Below are 16,505 nucleotides of genomic sequence, written 5' to 3' on the forward strand. Positions count from 1 at the left end.
GTCTGAACCAGGAGAATGCCATGGTCGATCTCGACCCGACTCAACCCAGACTCACGCTCGTTACCATCGACCTGTCGTTCCATCGCGCGGCCTCCGGCGTCGTGCGGCGGATACTGAACGAGCATGGCGTAACGGTCGACGAAATATTCGCACCGCACGAAGAAGCCTTCCGGATTCTGCGGGAAGGGCAAGCCGACATGCTGAGCAGCGCATGGCTCCCGAGCAGTCATAGTCTCTACCTCGCTCCGTTCGAGCAGGACGTGCACAAGATCACCGTCCTTTATCGGCCATATGCATTGTGGGGCGTACCCGACTATGTGCCCGAAAGCGCGGTGAGCTCCATCTCCGATCTGAAACGGGCGGATGTCGCGTCACGGATGGTGAAGCGGATTCAGGGCATCAATCCCGGTGCGGGCATCAGCAGATTTTCCCGCGAAATCGTCGCGCAGTACGGCCTGGCGGACGCAGGGTATCACTTCGAAAACGGCACGCTCGACGATTGCGTACGCGCCTTCGAGGAGGCCGTCGCCGCACGCCGGTGGGTGGTGGTTCCGCTTTGGACTCCACAGTACCTTCACGAGCAATACACCATCCGCGAACTCAAGGACCCGAAGGGTCTGCTCGGCGGCACGGACGACGCCACGTTGATCGTCAGAAACGCGTCGCTTGACGCGATCCCGTTGGCCGCATTGTCCGAACTGCGCACTCTCAGCCTCGGCAATCGGGAAACGAGCCGTCTGGACCATGTCCTTTCACGCACCGGCTCGCCGCGAACGACCTGAGGCGCCACGGGCGAGCACCGTCGGTGACGAACGCGTAGACGACGCGTATCGACCGAAACCGCCGCGACCGTCGACGGCCGTTATGCAGTTCGCGCGAACGAATATTCGGAGTAAGTGAAATGACTTTATGGGCGGAGCGCGTTGATCGACACGTCGCCTCGCCAATAAACTGCATCGCACTACATCGCAATCGCCGAGAAACAGAAGACTGAAACGAGCCGGCCGAGATGACGCAACCGGCTCGGCGTTTCCCGGCAGATGTCATTCACTTCGTAACCATCGACGGAACAACATCATGACGCAAGCACACAAAGGCACCGCACTGATCACGGGCGCATCGTCGGGTATCGGTGCGGTCTATGCCGAACGACTCGCACGCCGCGGGTTCGATCTGATTCTCGTTGCACGCAACAAGGATCGGCTCGACGCATTTGCGAAGCGCATTACCGACGACACGCAGCGCAGTGTCGAAGTGATCGCCGCGGACCTCGGCGATTCGCGCGCGCTGGCCGCCATCGAAGCGAAGCTGCGCACGGACGCGAGCATCACGCTGCTGGTGAACAATGCCGGTGTCGGCGCGCATAAGCCGCTGCTCGAAAGCGACGTCGACGCAATGACGCGCATGATCGATCTCAACGTCACGGCGCTGACGCGCCTCACCTATGCAGCAGCACCCGGCTTCGTCGCTCGCGGCCACGGCGCGATCATCAACATCTCGTCCATCGTTGCGATCGGGCCCGAGCTGCTGAACGGCGTGTATGGCGGAAGCAAGGCATTCACGCTCGCGTTCACGCAGTCCCTTCATCACGAACTGGCAGACAAGGGCGTGCAGGTTCAGGCCGTTCTCCCGGGCGCGACGGCGACGGAGTTCTGGGAGATTGGCGGGCTCCCGCTGGACAACCTCCCGAAGGAGATCGTCATGTCGGCTTCCGACATGGTCGACGCAGCGCTGACCGGCTTTGACCGTCAGGAACTCGTCACGATTCCATCCCTGCACGCAGGAGAAGAATGGGCCGCATACGACGCCGCCCGCCGCGTCATGATTCCCCATCTCTCGAGCAATACCCCCGCGGCGCGTTACGCCGTCGCGCATTAAACGCAGCAAACCTTTTTCGCAACCGCTCCAGTCGTCCATTCAAAGGAACTCCGATCATGAAACTCACCGGAAACACTGTCTTCATCACCGGCGGCACGTCGGGTATCGGCCGCGCTTTCGCAGAAAACCTTCACAAGCGTGGCAACAAGGTCATTGTCGCGGGGCGTCGCAAGGCGTTGCTGGACGAGATCGCTCGGGCCAATCCGGGTATCGACACCGTGGAGCTGGACGTCGGCGACCCCACGCAGATCGAGCGTGTCGCGCGACAGCTGATCGCGGACTATCCGACGCTGAACGTCGTGATCAACAACGCGGGCATCATGCCGTTCGATGACGCCGGCGGTGCGCTGGACGACGCGCAAGCCGTCCGGCTCGTGAACACGAACCTGCTCGGGCCGGTGCGTGTCAGCGCCGCGCTCGTCGAACATCTGAAGGCGCAACCCGAGTCGTTCATCATCAACAACAGCTCCGTACTGGCATTCGTCCCGCTTGCCGCCACGGCGCTCTACTCCGCGACGAAGGCGGCCATTCACTCGTACACGATGTCGCAACGCTTTGCGTTGCGCAATACGAGTGTCCGCGTGCTGGAAATCGCCCCGCCGTGGGTCGACACGGATCTGATCCACAAGAGCGGTGATCCGCGAGCAATGCCGCTGGACGCCTTCATCGCCGAGACGATCCAGCGTCTCGAAACCGCGACGACGGAAGTCGTGGTCGAGATGGCGCAGCCGCTGCGGAACAACGTCGGCCCCGACGAGTATGCGTTCGTCGATCAGTTCAATCAGGCGCTCGTCGAGAACCCCATTCCGGTAGCCTGAGCCGCCGCGAAGAAGGACTCCGGAAGGCGGCCCTGCGACGCCGCCTTCCGCCCCCCGCAATTCGATCACTCACCGAACGACAAACGACTTGAGGCTGACAACAATGTCCGACAAGAGCCTGACGACCGCCGCCGGCGCCCCCGTATCCGACAACCAGAACTCGATGACCGCCGGCGCGCGTGGCCCGGTCGTATTGCAGGACATGTGGCTCGTTGAAAAGCTGGCCCATTTCGACCGCGAGGTAATTCCCGAGCGTCGCGTACACGCAAAGGGGTCGGGCGCCTTCGGAACGCTGAAGGTCACGCACGACATCTCGCGCTACACGAAAGCCAAGGTCTTCGACCGGGTTGGCAAGGAAACGCCGATTTTCATGCGATTCTCGACGGTCGCGGGCGAGCGCGGCGCCGCCGACGCGGAGCGCGACGTGCGCGGTTTCTCGATCAAGTTCTACACGGAGGAAGGGAACTGGGACATCGTCGGCAACAACACGCCCGTGTTCTTCGTGCGGGATCCGCTCAAGTTTCCGGATTTCATCCACACGCAAAAGCGCGATCCGCGGACGAACATGCGCAACAACGTCGCGGTGTGGGATTTCTGGTCGCGCCATCCCGAGTCGCTGCATCAGGTCACGATCCTGATGAGCGATCGCGGCATCCCGAAGAACTACCGGCAAATGCACGGCTTCGGCTCGCACACGTTCTCATTCGTCAACGCGGCGAACGAACGCTTCTACGTGAAGTTCCATTTCAAGTCCGCACAAGGCATCGAAAACTATACGGATGCGGAAGCCGCTCGCGTGGTCGGTCAGGATCGCGAGTCCGCGCAGCGCGATCTCTACGAGGCGATCGAACACGGTAACTTCCCGAGATGGCATTTCCGCATCCAGGTGATGCCGGAAGCGGACGCATCGAAGGTGCCGTACAACCCGTTCGACATCACCAAAGTCTGGCCGCACAACGATTACCCGCTGATCGACGTCGGGACGATCGAGCTGAACCGGAACCCCGAGAACTATTTCGCGGACGTCGAGCAGGCCGCGTTCACGCCGGCGAACGTCGTACCCGGAATCGGGTTTTCGCCGGACCGCTTGCTTCAGGGGCGCCTGTTTTCGTACGGCGACGCGCAGCGCTACCGGCTCGGCATCAATCATCACCAGATTCCCGTCAATGCGCCGCGCTGCCCGTTTCACTCGTTCCATCGCGATGGCGCGATGCGTGTCGACGGCAACCTCGGCAGCACCGTGAACTACGAACCCAGCCGTCAAGGCGACTTCGCCGCGAATCCAGCAGCGGCCGAACCGCCGGTGCAGGCAGGCACGGTCGACCGTTACGACCATCGTGACGATGACGACTATTACAGCCAGCCCCGCGCGCTGTTCCGTCTGTTCAGCGCCGACCAGAAGGAGAGACTGTTCGCCAACATCGGGCGGGCGATCAGCGGCGTCCCGCAGGACGTGGTCGACAGAGTGCTCGCCCATCTCGAGCGCATCGATCCGGCGTATGCCGCCGGCGTCCGTACTGCGATCTGGGCCGAGTAAGCCGGCGTGCGCGCGCCGAGCGGACGTCGCGCGTCGATCTCGCGGATTCGTCTGTCTTTAATCAAGGAGTAACGTTATGGAAAGCGCGAAGCAATACGAATATCTGTTCCTCGGCGGCGGCAAGGGCGGAAAATCCCTGGCGATGGACCTCGCCCGAAGCGGCAAGCGCGTCGCCATCATCGAACGCGGCATGATCGGCGGTTCATGCATCAACGTCGCGTGCATCCCCAGCAAGACGTTGATTCAGAACGCGCGCAACATGCATGCGTGGCGAGCGGCGTCCGCCGACGCGCACCATCTTGCAGACATGGCGGGCGTGCATGCGAACGTCCGCGCAGTCGTCGACGGCATGGTGGATATCAACCGCCGCGCTTTCGAACAGTCGGGCCTCGATCTCGTGATCGGTTCCGGTCGGTTCGTCGCGCCGCGACGCATCCTCGTTCGGGCCGGCGACGGCTCCGAACAGCTGTTCGAAGGCGAGAACGTCTATATCAACACGGGCACCGTGGCGGCGGTTCCGGACGTGCCCGGCCTGCGTGATTCGAGCCCGCTCACACACGTTGAAGCGCTGAACCTCGACGTGCTGCCGAAAAAGCTCATCGTGATCGGCGGCGGCTACATCGGCCTGGAGATGGCCCAGGCGTTTCGGCGCCTCGGCAGCGAGGTCGCACTCATTCACGACGCACCGCGGGTCGCCATTCGCGAGGACGAGGACGTCAGCGTCGAAATCCAGCGCGCGTTCGAGGACGACGGCATCTCGCTGCATCTGTCTGCCCGGATTACCGGCGTAACCGGGCGGTCGGGTACGGGCGTCACGGTCAAGCTCGACGACGGCACATCGATCGACGGCAGTCATCTGCTCGTCGCGGCAGGCCGGCGGCCGGTCACCGACGACATCGGCCTGGATCTGGCAGGCGTCGATCGCGACGAGCGGGGCTTCATCAAGGTCGACGACGCGCTCGCGACCACCGCTGAACGAACGTGGGCGATCGGCGAGGTCGCCGGCACGCCGATGTTCACGCACGCGTCGTTCGACGACTATCGCGTACTGAAGGCCGGTATCGAACGGCGGGCAGGCAGCACGGCAGCGCGCATCATTCCGTACGCGTTGTTCACCGATCCGGAACTGGGGCGCATCGGCCTGAACGAAGCGGACGCCAAGGCGCGCAACACGCCCGTCATCGTCGCGAAATTGCCGATGGCGGCCGTGCCGAGAGCCCGCACCAACGGAACGACGCGAGGCTTCATGAAGGCACTCGTGGCGCCCGAAACCGGACAGATCCTGGGCTTCACGATGGTCGGCTCGGGGGCGGGCGAAGTGATGTCGGTCGTGCAAATGGCAATGATCGGCAACCTGCCGTACACGTCCGTGCGCGACGCCATCATCGCCCACCCGCTTCTCGCCGAGGGCCTCAATCTGCTCTTCGCCACCATTAAATAAGCGAGTGCCTTTGCCGTTTGCCTGGCTTGCCCCACCGAACGCGGGGCCAGCCCGATGCTCGTGCCGCCACGACGCGCTTTGCGTCGCGGCGGCTTTCGCGCTTCCAATTCAGTCGTCGCCGCCACGATAAAAATGCTGACAGCCGCTCTCCTGCGATCGACACTATCCGGTAAAATCTCCGGACGAGTTCGAATCGCGCAACGCCAGCCCGTCATGTGCCGCACGGGCAGCTCCGCGATCGCGGGCCCTGAGAAAAATATGCCTTCGTCAACACCGGCGTCCCGGTCCGAACGCCTCGAGTGAACGATGGGCAAAGTCGCCGTTCTTCCACCTCATCCAGCATTGCCTGCGCCTCGTTACCGACGCGAACGAAGTGCGGGCACGGCCGTGCGTCGTGGAGTGGATACATGAATTGCTGCTGGCATCCGATATCGACGATCACTGGCGTCGATGTCGACACATTTGTGCGGCCTTGCTCGCCGAGCAACGGGGGAACCTCTTGGATCTGAACGCGACGCGCGCAGCCGGTCGTCCGGTCGATAGCAACGACCCGAACGACGAAGCGCGGGAAAATCGTATTTCGCGGCATCTCGCGCTGCGAATCCTGCCCATTTTCATGTTTGCGTATGTTGCCGCATACGTCGACCGCATCAACGTCAGCTTCGCGAAACTCCAGATGGGGGTCGACCTGGGTTTCACCGATGCGGTGTTCGGATTCGGCGCGGGTACTTTCGCGCTGGGCTACGTGGTGTTCGAAGTTCCAAGCAACATGATCCTGCAGCGGGTGGGCGCCAAGCGATGGCTCACGCGAATCATCCTGTCGTGGGCAATCGTTTCGGCATTGACCACCTTCATCGCGACGCCCAAGCAGTTCTATGTCATGCGTTATCTGCTCGGGGTGGCGGAGGCCGGGCTCGTGCCCGGCATCGTCTATTACATCTCCCAGTCGTTCCCGCGATACCACCGCGCGCGGGTGCTGTCCACCTTCTACGCGGCGCTGCCGCTGTCCGGTCTGATCGGCTCGCCGCTGAGCGGCTTCATCATGGAGTACTTCGACGGAATCGGCGGGCTTTCCGGCTGGAAATGGATGTTGATGGTCGAGGCGCTGCCGGCGTTCGTCGCCGCGCTTCTCTGCTGGAAGTATCTCGAGGACGATGTCACCCAAAGCCGCCACGAGACGGAGGCCGACCGAGCCTACCTCACCCGAACGCTTGCCGAAGATCGTGCTCTCGCCGCTTCGGCGAACAACAACGCGATGTTCGGCAGCTGGATCTTTTGGGTATTCGGGCTGATCTATTTCCTCGACGTCGTCGGCATTTACGGCTACACGCTATGGGCGCCCACGATGATCAAGTCGCTCGGCGTGGGCAGGGATCTCTTCATCGGATTGATTGCGGCGCTGCCCAACGCGTTCGCGATGATCGTGATGATCACGGCCGGACAAAGCGCGGATCGCCGCCGAGAGCGGCGCGTCCACACCGCCGCCCTATTCTTGCTGGCAGCGTTGGGGCTGACACTCGCCCTCGTCTGGCACGGCAATCTGTGGCTTACCGTGATGGCACTGTGCATCGCGAATGCGGGATTGCTTTCTCTTCCCCCGGTGTTTTGGGGAATGCCCACGGCGGTTCTCGGCCCCGGCAACGCCGCCAGCGGCATCGCATGGATCAGCGCGATCGGCAACATCGGCGGCTTTTTCGGCCCCTATGTAGTCGGCGTTCTCAAACAGTCGTCCGGGAGCTTCGCGCTTCCCGTCTCGTGCATGATCGCGTGCCTGTTGCTGGGCTTCTGCCTGACGCTGTCGCTGCCGAAACACATCGTCAACAGATAGCCCCCGGGCCGCGATTCCGGTTCGCTCCGGATCGACAGGGCGATGCGGCCGAATCGCCCCACCGGCGTGTTCCGTTGCGCTGACGCGGCGCGGCGCCGACGCGCGTCGAGATCGGTACTGCTACTCCGCGGCAGGATCCAGCCCCAGCGATTGCGCGCCCAGCACGAACTCGGGCAGGGTTCGCGCGCCCATCTTCCGCATTGCGTGGCCGCGATGGATCTTCACGGTGATTTCGCTCAATCCGAGCTCTGCGGCAATCTGCTTGTTCAGGAGGCCGCTCACGACGTATTTCATCACCTCGCGCTCGCGCGGCGTCAGCGTCTGGTAGCGGCGGCGCACGTCGGCGACACGGCTCTCCGACTTGCGCCGCTTCTCATCCTTCAGCAATGCATTCTGGACGACATCGAGCATGTCCTGGTCGCGAAAGGGCTTGGACAGGAAATCCAGCGCCCCGTTCTTCATCGCCTTCACCGACATCTCGACATCGCCATGAGCCGTAATGAAGATGATCGGCAGCTGCACGTCGCCCGCGACGATCTGCTCCTGCAACGCCAGTCCGCTCTGTCCTTTGAGCCGGACGTCGAGAATCAGACAGCTCGGCACATCGGGCTTGTCGAAATCCAGAAACTCCTGCGCGGAGCCAAAGAGCTCGACACTCAAGCCAACCGAGCGAAACAGCCGGCCGAGCGCCTTGCGCATGGAATCGTCATCGTCGACAACGTACACGACGGAGTTTGTTGCGATGAGATCGGGACCGTGGCTCATGACTGCGTGATTCCTTCAAGCGGTAGAACGAACTGCATCGATGCCCCCTTGTTTTCTTGCGACTCGGCCCAGATGCGGCCGCCATGCCCCTCAACGATCGAACGGCAAATCGAGAGCCCCATGCCCATGCCCTCCTTCTTGGTGGTGAAGAACGGCGTAAACAACGAATTGACGTCTTCGCTGCGAATGCCGGGGCCGGAATCCTCCACGCGTACCTGCACGTTCGCGCCATCGACCAGCCCGGTCGACACGACCAGGGTCCGCTTGCGGTCCGCGACGTCGCTCATCGCCTGAACGGCATTCATCAGGAGGTTGATGATGACCTGCTGCAACTGGACACGATCTCCGCGGACCCAGAGCGACGGCTCACAGCTTTGCGCGACCTCGACGCCGTGAATCTGAAGCTCGCGGCGCACGAGATCGATCGATTGTTCGACGATGGACGTCACGTCGACGAGCGCGTCGTCCCTGTCTCTGCGCTTGGCCATCGCACGGATCTGCCGGATGATATCCGTCGCCCGTCTCGCGTCGTCTGTCATCTGCTCGACGGAATCCCGCACCTCGACGAGATCCGGCACGTCGTGGTCCAGCCAGCGCAGCCCTGCCTCACCCGACGTGACTATCGCAGCCAGCGGTTGGGTGACTTCATGCGCGATCGAAGCCGCCAGCTCGCCGAGCATCGTTACCCGCGTGACATGCGCCAGCTCCGCGCGCGATCGCTCGAGCGCCTGCTCGGCTTGCCGGCGCGCCTCGATGTCCGTGTTGACGCCGTACCAGCGCAGGATCCGGCCGTCTCCGCCGCGCAACGGCGCGGCACCGACGATCATGCAACGATACTCGCCGCTGCCGAGCTGCACGCGCGCCGTCACCTCGAACGGGCTTCCCGTGGAAATCGCCTGGCGCCACGCGGCGCGCAACGTCTCGATGTCGTCGGCATGAACGATATCGCGCCATACATCCGTGCCGTCACTGGTCCGCACACCGTAATCCGTCCAGCGCCGATTGAGGTACAGCAAGCGCCCGTCTTCGTCCGTGCTCCAGACCATCGCGGGAATCGCGTCGACGGTGGCCACGAGCTCTTCCTTCTGGCGGCGCAATTCGGCTTCCAGCGATTTCGCCTGGGTAACGTCGCTATCGGTGGAAAGAATGGCGACGGGCAGGCCCGACTTGTCTCGCGACACGATCCATCGGCTGGAAATCACGACGCGCTCGCCGTTCTTGCGAATGCGCGTGAGCTCTCCCTGCCAGTTGCCGTGCGTCACCGTCTTCTCGATCAGGTCGGCAATCGGCAGCGCGGCGCCGGTACGCGTCAGCTCATGGAATGCTTTCCCGAACGCTTCTTGCGCGCTCCATCCGTATAGGCGCTCCGCGCCTTTGCTCCAGAAGCGGATACGCCCGTCGAGCCCGTACACCACGATCGCGTCGTGGGTCAGATTGAGCAAGTCGACCTGGTTCTGCAGCGTCGCCCTGCTGCTCTGATTGCGCAACGCCAATGCCGAGACCGTCACGATCGCAATGACGCTCACGATACAGCGCGCGAGCGAACTGACGGCTATCTGGTCGCTCTGAGCCAGAAGAAATCCGAGGACCGTCAGGGATACGCAGGCCCAGGCCACGCCGACGGTGACCGTTTGGGACGCGACCGACGCGACCAGCAGCACCACGACGACATACAGGACCGCGACGGCGACGTCGACGGGCGCAAACGCGTCGACAAGGAATACCGCGAGGCCCAACGCGATCGCGACCGCGTACACCGCGGGCTGACTGTTTCGGAGTTGCGCCTGGAGATTGGGCCCGAGCTCGGACGCACGCGCCGCCGCGAGTTCGGCCGGAGCGATGACCGGATCCGCGTATGCGCCGTGGCCGTCACCCGCCTGGCGGTCGTTATTCATAGAGTCACTCGGTAAAGACGGATTTCCGGATCAGGTCCGATTGCTCTCCGAGCCGATCTCCTCCAGGCGCTGCTTGATCTGCGCCGGATCCACCGGTTTGCTGAATACGCAGATCGCGCCAAGCTTCATCGCTTGCTCGCGGGTGGTTTCGGATGGAAAAGCCGTGATGAAGATCACGGGCGGAGCCGGTCCGCGCTCGAGAAGCGCTTCATACATCTCCAGCCCTGTGATGCCCTTCATCTGGACGTCCGAAATGATACACGCGACGTCCATTATCAAGTCGGCGTCAAGGAACTCCTCGCCGGACTCGTAGACCCTGACCTCCCAGCCGAGCGAGCGAACGAGGCTTCGCGTGGCCCTGCGGATGGACCGGTCATCATCGACGATGGAAACAATACCTTGGTTCGGCATACGAGCGGTCCTTGACCTTCAATTCAGTAAAAATATCGAGAACGCGAGCATTTCAGGTCGGCGGCTCGACCGCATCCTATGCCGCGGGCAATCGGCGCGCAAACTATACTTCGGTATGAGTGCCGTCTCGGCCAACACCGTCGTGCGTTGCCCGCGTGTGTCATGCAGTTGCGGCAGTCGCTGCCAGTTGCTGCAGCCCCTTGGGCATGAACCGCGAGTCGTGTCGGCCACTGCCCGCCATCCAGTATGGCGCTGCGTCGCGCCCGCCGTTGATCGCGGGCGTGCCGTCGAAGCTGGCAGTCTCCAGATCGCGAAGCTGGGCTTGAATCCAGTCGATGAACGCCCGTATCGACATCGGCACCTGCCGGCGGTCCGGATAGAGGACAGAAATCGGTAGCGGCGGCGGACCATACTCGTCGAGCACGGTGACGAGCCGCCCTTTTGCGAGCTCTTCCGTCACCATACGCTCGCTGACCTGGGCAATACCGACACCCTCCACCGCATAACGAACCGCCGAACGTGCGTCATTGACGGAAATGCGCTCCGCCAGCTTGAGCCGTGTCTCTGCTCCGTCCACCGTGTAGCGGAATTCCCGGGCTGGGCCGAAGCGCCTCGGGGTGTAATGGATGACATCGTGGCAATGAAGGCTATCCGGGTCGGCCGGCGTGCCCCGAACGCGCAGATAGTCCGGACTGGCGACGGTCACCACGTGAAAATTCCCGACGCGCCGGCTACGCAGCGACGAATCCGCGAGTTGTCCGACGACGACGGCGCAGTCCACGCCGTTGGCGATCAGGCCGTCCGCATCCCCGCCGACGTCCACGCGCAAGCCCACCTCGGGGTAACTGGCGTGGAAAGCCGGCACGAGCGGCAAAACCGAATGCGCGACCTCCTGGTCGAGGTCCACCGCCAGCCGCCCACGCGCGATCTTCCCCGCCCCGCTGAGTTGCTGCTGCATATGCTCGATCTCGCCGAGAATGCGCTGGCAGTGCTCCTGATACTGCTCCCCCTCCGTGGTGAGGCGAACACAACGGGTGGACCGCTGAAGCAGCGTGACGCCGAGATGCTCCTCCAATCGACGGACCAGCGTGCTGGCCGACGCTGCACTGATACCGAGCATCTCAGCCGCTGCTGTGAAACTGCCCAGTCGGGCGACGTGACTAAACACTGACATCGCATGCAGAGTACGGTCCATGCTGTTCTCCGGAAATCGTTGCGGTAGAAGGATTAACCGGAAGTCTAGAGAACAGTCGGCCGCGGCAATATCACCTCGTGGGAGTTTGGACCTTATACGATGGTGTTAATAGTCGCACCGCGGGCGCAGCGCGATCGAAGCGTGCGGCTCGCCGTATTGGACGGAATCGCCCGCCTACCCGCCGGTACATAGCGTGACACCGACCCGGACTCTCTGGACGACAGACTGGCGCAGTACCATTACGCTCCGTTGAGCAATGTGCCGATCTGAAATAGCGCCGTTACCAGGCACGCACCTGCCCCGCATTAGTACGCGGTCCGAATTACTTGCGGCCATCGAACATTCATTGGCGGCACTTTGAAAACGCCAATCTCATGCCGCCCTCCTCGATGATGGTCCGGACAACACCTCCGAGAAAAATCCATCACCGGATCCGGGTTCTCAAAGCTACGGCCACGATCGTGTCTTATTGTAGTCGCGGCGCCAAGCCTCGATCTCACGTTTGACTTCCGCCAACGATTCGAACCAGTGCAGGTTCAGGCATTCGTCCCTGAACGAGCCGTTGAATGTCTCGATGAAGCTGTTGTCGGTGCGCCTGCCTGGTCGGCTGAAGTCGATGTGCATCTTGTGGTGATAGGCCCACATGTCCAGCAGGAGACCCGAAAACTCACTGCCGTTATCGGCAAACAGGAACCTCGGTACGCGGCGCTGAGCCACCAAACGATTCAGCACTGACACGACGTCCTCGGCACGCAAGCGCTTGCCTACTTCAATGGCCAGCGCCTCGCGACTAAAGATGTCCACGACCGTCAGGGCTCGCAGGCGGGTACCGTCGGCCAATTGGTCCGCTACAAAGTCCAAGCTCCAGACTTCGTTGGGGCGAACCGGCACGCAACGCTCGCAGCGCGACACCACCATCTTGCGGCGCTTGGGCAGCTTCAAGCGTAACTGAAGCTGTTCTTCGGCATAGAGTCGATAGACCCGATTCCGGCTCACACGCCAACCTTCACGCTTGAGCAGCACGTGCACGCGCCGGTAGCCACATCGAACGCGCGTCTGTGCGATCTCGCGCATGCGTTGACGCAGTGCTGTCTGCGGGTCCTTGACGCTGCGATAGTAGTGGATGCTGTGAGCTTGCTTGACAAGCCGGCACGCCCGCTGCATCGGAAGATCGTAGTGATCCACGATGTAGCTCACTACCTGTCTCTTCAGCGCGGGCGCGGCCACTTTTTTGTGGCGATATCCTGCAGGATGGCCTTGTCCGGACTCAGTTCCGCGACCAGCTTCTTGAGCCGCTCGTTCTCGTCCTGGAGTGGCTTCAGTTCGCGAACCTGGTTCGATTCCAGGCCCGCGTACTGCTTCTTCCATCGGTAATACATCTGCTCCGATATCCGAGCTGCCGAACCAGATCCGCCACCGGCATGCCCAGCTCAGCTTGTTTGAGCGCGGCCACGATCTGCTCAACCGAGTATTGCTTGCGCTTCGTCGCCAACCTCTCGTTTCTATCGGGAAAATTGCCACCGAAACACTAACACCCATTTGTGTTCAGGATTTCTAGAGCAGATCAACCTGGATCAGGCAACAAATCTGGTCGAAATCACCGCGCCTGGCGCGAACCGCCGCTCGGCGAGATGGTTTTCCAGCCGGAGCGAGCGTACCTTTGCGGCCGTGGCACAACATCTCTTTCGTTCGCGCCTGCTGCGCGGCACCGGATGATGCTTGCATTCTCATTGATCAAAACTGTACGTTTGCTCAGCCCGCCAGGCGTTGCCGGGCAACCAGCATTCATGCGCTACGACCGCCCTTATGGATGATCGGAAAGACCCCGCCGATTTCAGCGTAATGCCTTGCTTTATCTTGGGGAAACGACACCTAATTTTTGTGAGATCGCCCTTTCACTGATGCTCCACATTCCCAATCGTCCCAGTTTGGATGCCAGCTGCAGACGAGCCGATCGCCAGTCCGTCAGCGCTTGAATACGCTGCTTCTTCGCGTTCGCCAGCGCCGATTGCGCATTGAGCAGCTCCAGAATGCTGCCCACGCCGACCTGATACCGACGCCGAGCTGCGTCATACGAGTGGTGCGCAAGTGTCAGCAGGTTCGCGCTGTTGTCCAGATTCTTTGTCGCACCTTGCAGCGATTGATACGCGTTCCACACATCGAGCCCGACCTGCTGCCGCGCTTCGGCCAGCAGGTCGACTTGTAGCTCGGTCTGAGCCTCTGCCTGCCGCACCTGGTAGGTTCGCGCAAAGCCCTCGAAGAACGGAATCGTCACCTGGAACCCGAGATACCACTCCCGATGCGTCGCCGGAAACACAGGGAAGCCTAATTGCAGGCTCGTCGGCTGATTGTTGAAGTTGTACTGGGCGACCAGGTTCAGGCGCGGCAACCCTTCGGCTCGCGTCTGCGCCGCTTTGGCCTTCGCTGCTTCTACTTGCGCCACGGCCGCCGCGACGCCGGGATAGTTGCGCTGCGCGTCCTCAATGAGCGCGGCCACCGAGTCGTCGAATTCATGGTCGGGTTTCACACCATCGCCGACATCCGGCAGCATGATTGGCGTCGCGGGCGCGAGATTCATGTCCGACGCGAGCGTGCCAATGGCGCTGGCCCAATCGCTCTCGGCCTTCGTGCGGCTCACGACCGCTTCGGCATACGCCGTCTGCGCCTGCAACTGATCGCTGATCGCTGCCACGCCCCGATCGGTGCGTGCGGTCGCCGCGTCGGCGCTGGTCTTAGCGGTTTGCTCAACCTCGCGAGCCGCCGCAAGTGTCCCCTGCGCCGCCTGCGCCGCATAAAAGTCCCTAGCGACCGTGCCGAACACCGTCTGCAGCGTTGCGAGCTGATTGGCCTGCGCAGCGGCTAGCAGTTCGTTTGCGTTGCGCAGCGCGGCCGAGCGGCCGCCGAAGTCGTACAGGACCCAACTGAGCGACACGCTGGCGTTTTGCAAATTCTTGCCGTAGTTCGAATCGTATTGCGGGAAACCTGTTACGTGGTTGCGCACGATGTCACGCGTACCCTGCCAGTTGCCGTTGATGGTCGGCAGGAAGCCGGCCCGACCGACGCCGACCGCTGCTGCCTGGATCTTGACATTCGCCCAGGCCTGCCGGGTTTTCGGATGATTGCAGAGGGCGCGCTCGACCGCATCCTGCAAGCGTAGTGGCGTCGGGAGATCACCAACTGCGCATACACTTTCACTGGCTCCAAGGAGGTCGACGGCGGGCGTCGCCGGCACGGCGCTGTTCGTCAGCAGCGGATCGAACGCCCACGCCGTCGCATTCGCAATGCCGAACGCGAGCGCCGCGATGGTTCGTTTAACGTTCACGCAAGCTCTCCTGGCCGGTCTGGATCACCGGATCGAGGAAATAATGCGCAACGCTGCGTTTTCCCGTCTTGATCTCGGCCGATACCGACATGCCCGGCGTCAGGTTGATCCACGTGTCGTTGGCACGAATGCGATTTGTCGTCAGGCGAATGCGGACCGGGAATGTCAGGCCGCGTTTGCGATCCGGTACCGCGTCGTTGGAGACGGTCTCGACGGTACCGTGCAGGAAGCCGTAGCGCGTATACGGAAACGCCTCGATCTTGACGACAGCCGGCTGCCCGACCTTCACGAACCCGATGTCCTTGTTCTCAATGTCGGCCTCAACCTCCAGCGTGTCGTCCGGCACAATTTCCATGACCGGCGCCGCAGCGGTCGCGACGCCGCCCAGCGTATGGATCTTGAGTTGCTGCACGGTGCCGGCGACGGGTGCGGTCAGGCTTAGCAGCTTCTGGCGCGTGTCGGCCTTGGTTTCGTCATTGCGGCTCTGGGCCAGTTGCTGGTTTGCCTTGTCCAGTGCATCAAGTTGTTGCCGGCGGTATTCGGACGTCAGCGCCGCGACCTCGGCGCGCTGTTGCGCGATCGCAGCCGTCAGTTCCTGCGCATGGCTGCGCTGCGCAGCCAGCTCATGCTCCTGATTCAGTGCGGTTTGCTCCTTGTCCAGGTAGTCTGTGCGCGAGACGTATTTCTCATTGAGCAGCGACGCATAGTCGTTCGCCTGCCGACGGGCCAACGGGGCAGTCGCCTCCAGTTTCGCGATTTGCTGTCGGGTGGTCCCGAGTTCGGCCCCGCGCTTCATCAGTTCGGCCTGTGCGCTGTTCAGCTTATCGCGGTATGCAAAATAGATGCCGTTGGCGAAGTGCTGCGCTTCGAGTTGCTGCGCGTCGCTCGCGCCGTCGACCTTAGCCAGTACGGGCGAGGTGCCTGCACCCTGGGCCTGCAGCAGCGCGCGACTGCGCTCGGCCGCGAGTGCGGCATCCAGCCGGCTCTGGCGTGCCTTGTCGGCGTCGGCCGCCGCCTGTGTCGTGTCGAGTTCCATCAGCAACTGGCCGGCCTGGACCCGCTGCCCATCGCGCACGAGAATGCGACGTACCACGCCCGTCAGCGCGGGCTGGATCGTTTTGACCTGCTGCCTCGGGATCAGCTTGCCGGGGGCGACCGCGACGATATCGAGCTTGCCGATCAGTGCGATCAGTACCACCAATAGGGCCAACGCAACGACGATCCGCATCGTCCACATCGGCAGTGGGTGAACGGGTGTCTCCGCCAGTTCGAGGTGAGCCGGCAGGAAGGCGCGTTCGTGGGCAAGGCGCGGCTTTGTATCATTCTCCAGCCGCACCCGCCAGGCCTCGCGAAACACGACACCATACCGACTCATCAGCGCGGCGAGCGCCTGCAATTTCGTGATCATGGACAGT

12 protein-coding genes and 1 pseudogene are annotated in these 16,505 nt (G+C 62.4%); 6 read left to right on the plus strand and 7 right to left on the minus strand.

Features of this window, described 5'->3' with window-relative positions:
• Positions 1–20 precede the first annotated feature (20 nt).
• The 6 genes from WS64_RS25910 (at position 21) to WS64_RS25935 (ending at position 7,502) form a co-directional block, all read left to right on the plus strand.
• Positions 21–782, plus strand: a complete 762-nt coding sequence (locus WS64_RS25910; protein WP_060968146.1) for a glycine betaine ABC transporter substrate-binding protein — start codon at positions 21–23, stop codon at positions 780–782.
• A 295-nt stretch (positions 783–1,077) separates the two neighbouring features.
• Positions 1,078–1,878 carry an SDR family NAD(P)-dependent oxidoreductase gene (locus tag WS64_RS25915; RefSeq protein ID WP_060968147.1) on the plus strand — a complete coding sequence of 267 codons (801 nt, stop codon included), beginning with the start codon at positions 1,078–1,080 and terminating at the stop codon, positions 1,876–1,878.
• 56 nt (positions 1,879–1,934) lie between these two features.
• A complete protein-coding gene (locus WS64_RS25920; RefSeq protein ID WP_050012423.1) occupies positions 1,935–2,696 on the plus strand; it encodes an SDR family oxidoreductase in 762 nt (253 codons plus the stop codon).
• A gap of 103 nt (positions 2,697–2,799) precedes the next feature.
• The gene (locus WS64_RS25925) at positions 2,800–4,233 is read left to right on the plus strand and encodes a catalase (protein WP_060968148.1); all 1,434 of its coding nucleotides are present in this window, start codon (positions 2,800–2,802) and stop codon (positions 4,231–4,233) included.
• A 76-nt stretch (positions 4,234–4,309) separates the two neighbouring features.
• Complete coding sequence (locus tag WS64_RS25930) at positions 4,310–5,674, plus strand: FAD-dependent oxidoreductase (protein WP_060968149.1); 1,365 nt, start codon at positions 4,310–4,312, stop codon at positions 5,672–5,674.
• Between the two features lie 499 nt (positions 5,675–6,173).
• Positions 6,174–7,502, plus strand: coding sequence for an MFS transporter (locus tag WS64_RS25935; RefSeq protein WP_060968150.1), 1,329 nt, complete (start codon positions 6,174–6,176; stop codon positions 7,500–7,502).
• Between the two features lie 120 nt (positions 7,503–7,622).
• Here the strand turns inward: WS64_RS25935 and WS64_RS25940 are convergent, their stop codons facing one another.
• The 7 genes and pseudogenes from WS64_RS25940 to WS64_RS25975 all read right to left on the minus strand — a co-directional run bounded on the left by WS64_RS25940 (position 7,623) and on the right by WS64_RS25975 (position 16,498).
• Positions 7,623–8,267 (minus strand): response regulator transcription factor, encoded by a 645-nt coding sequence (locus WS64_RS25940; protein ID WP_059644999.1) that lies wholly within the window; start codon positions 8,265–8,267, stop codon positions 7,623–7,625.
• Positions 8,264–10,162: a sensor histidine kinase gene (locus WS64_RS25945; protein ID WP_060968151.1), complete on the minus strand. Its 1,899-nt coding sequence runs from the start codon at positions 10,160–10,162 to the stop codon at positions 8,264–8,266. Before WS64_RS25945 ends, WS64_RS25940 begins: the two co-directional genes overlap by 4 nt.
• A gap of 30 nt (positions 10,163–10,192) precedes the next feature.
• Positions 10,193–10,573 carry a response regulator transcription factor gene (locus tag WS64_RS25950; RefSeq protein ID WP_059581410.1) on the minus strand — a complete coding sequence of 127 codons (381 nt, stop codon included), beginning with the start codon at positions 10,571–10,573 and terminating at the stop codon, positions 10,193–10,195.
• A 160-nt stretch (positions 10,574–10,733) separates the two neighbouring features.
• The gene (locus tag WS64_RS25955) at positions 10,734–11,768 is read right to left on the minus strand and encodes a LysR family transcriptional regulator (RefSeq protein ID WP_060968152.1); all 1,035 of its coding nucleotides are present in this window, start codon (positions 11,766–11,768) and stop codon (positions 10,734–10,736) included.
• A 459-nt stretch (positions 11,769–12,227) separates the two neighbouring features.
• Positions 12,228–13,260: pseudogene (locus tag WS64_RS25960) on the minus strand (IS3 family transposase); the annotation flags it as partial.
• 360 nt (positions 13,261–13,620) lie between these two features.
• On the minus strand, positions 13,621–15,090 hold the full coding sequence (locus WS64_RS25970; protein ID WP_060968153.1) for a TolC family protein: 1,470 nt from the start codon (positions 15,088–15,090) through the stop codon (positions 13,621–13,623).
• Positions 15,080–16,498 (minus strand): HlyD family type I secretion periplasmic adaptor subunit, encoded by a 1,419-nt coding sequence (locus tag WS64_RS25975; protein WP_060968154.1) that lies wholly within the window; start codon positions 16,496–16,498, stop codon positions 15,080–15,082. The genes WS64_RS25970 and WS64_RS25975 overlap by 11 nt, the downstream gene beginning before the upstream one ends.
• Positions 16,499–16,505: the final 7 nt, after the last annotated feature.

Origin of the sequence: Burkholderia anthina (assembly GCF_001547525.1) — a bacterium.
Classification (GTDB): Bacteria; Pseudomonadota; Gammaproteobacteria; order Burkholderiales; family Burkholderiaceae; genus Burkholderia; species Burkholderia semiarida.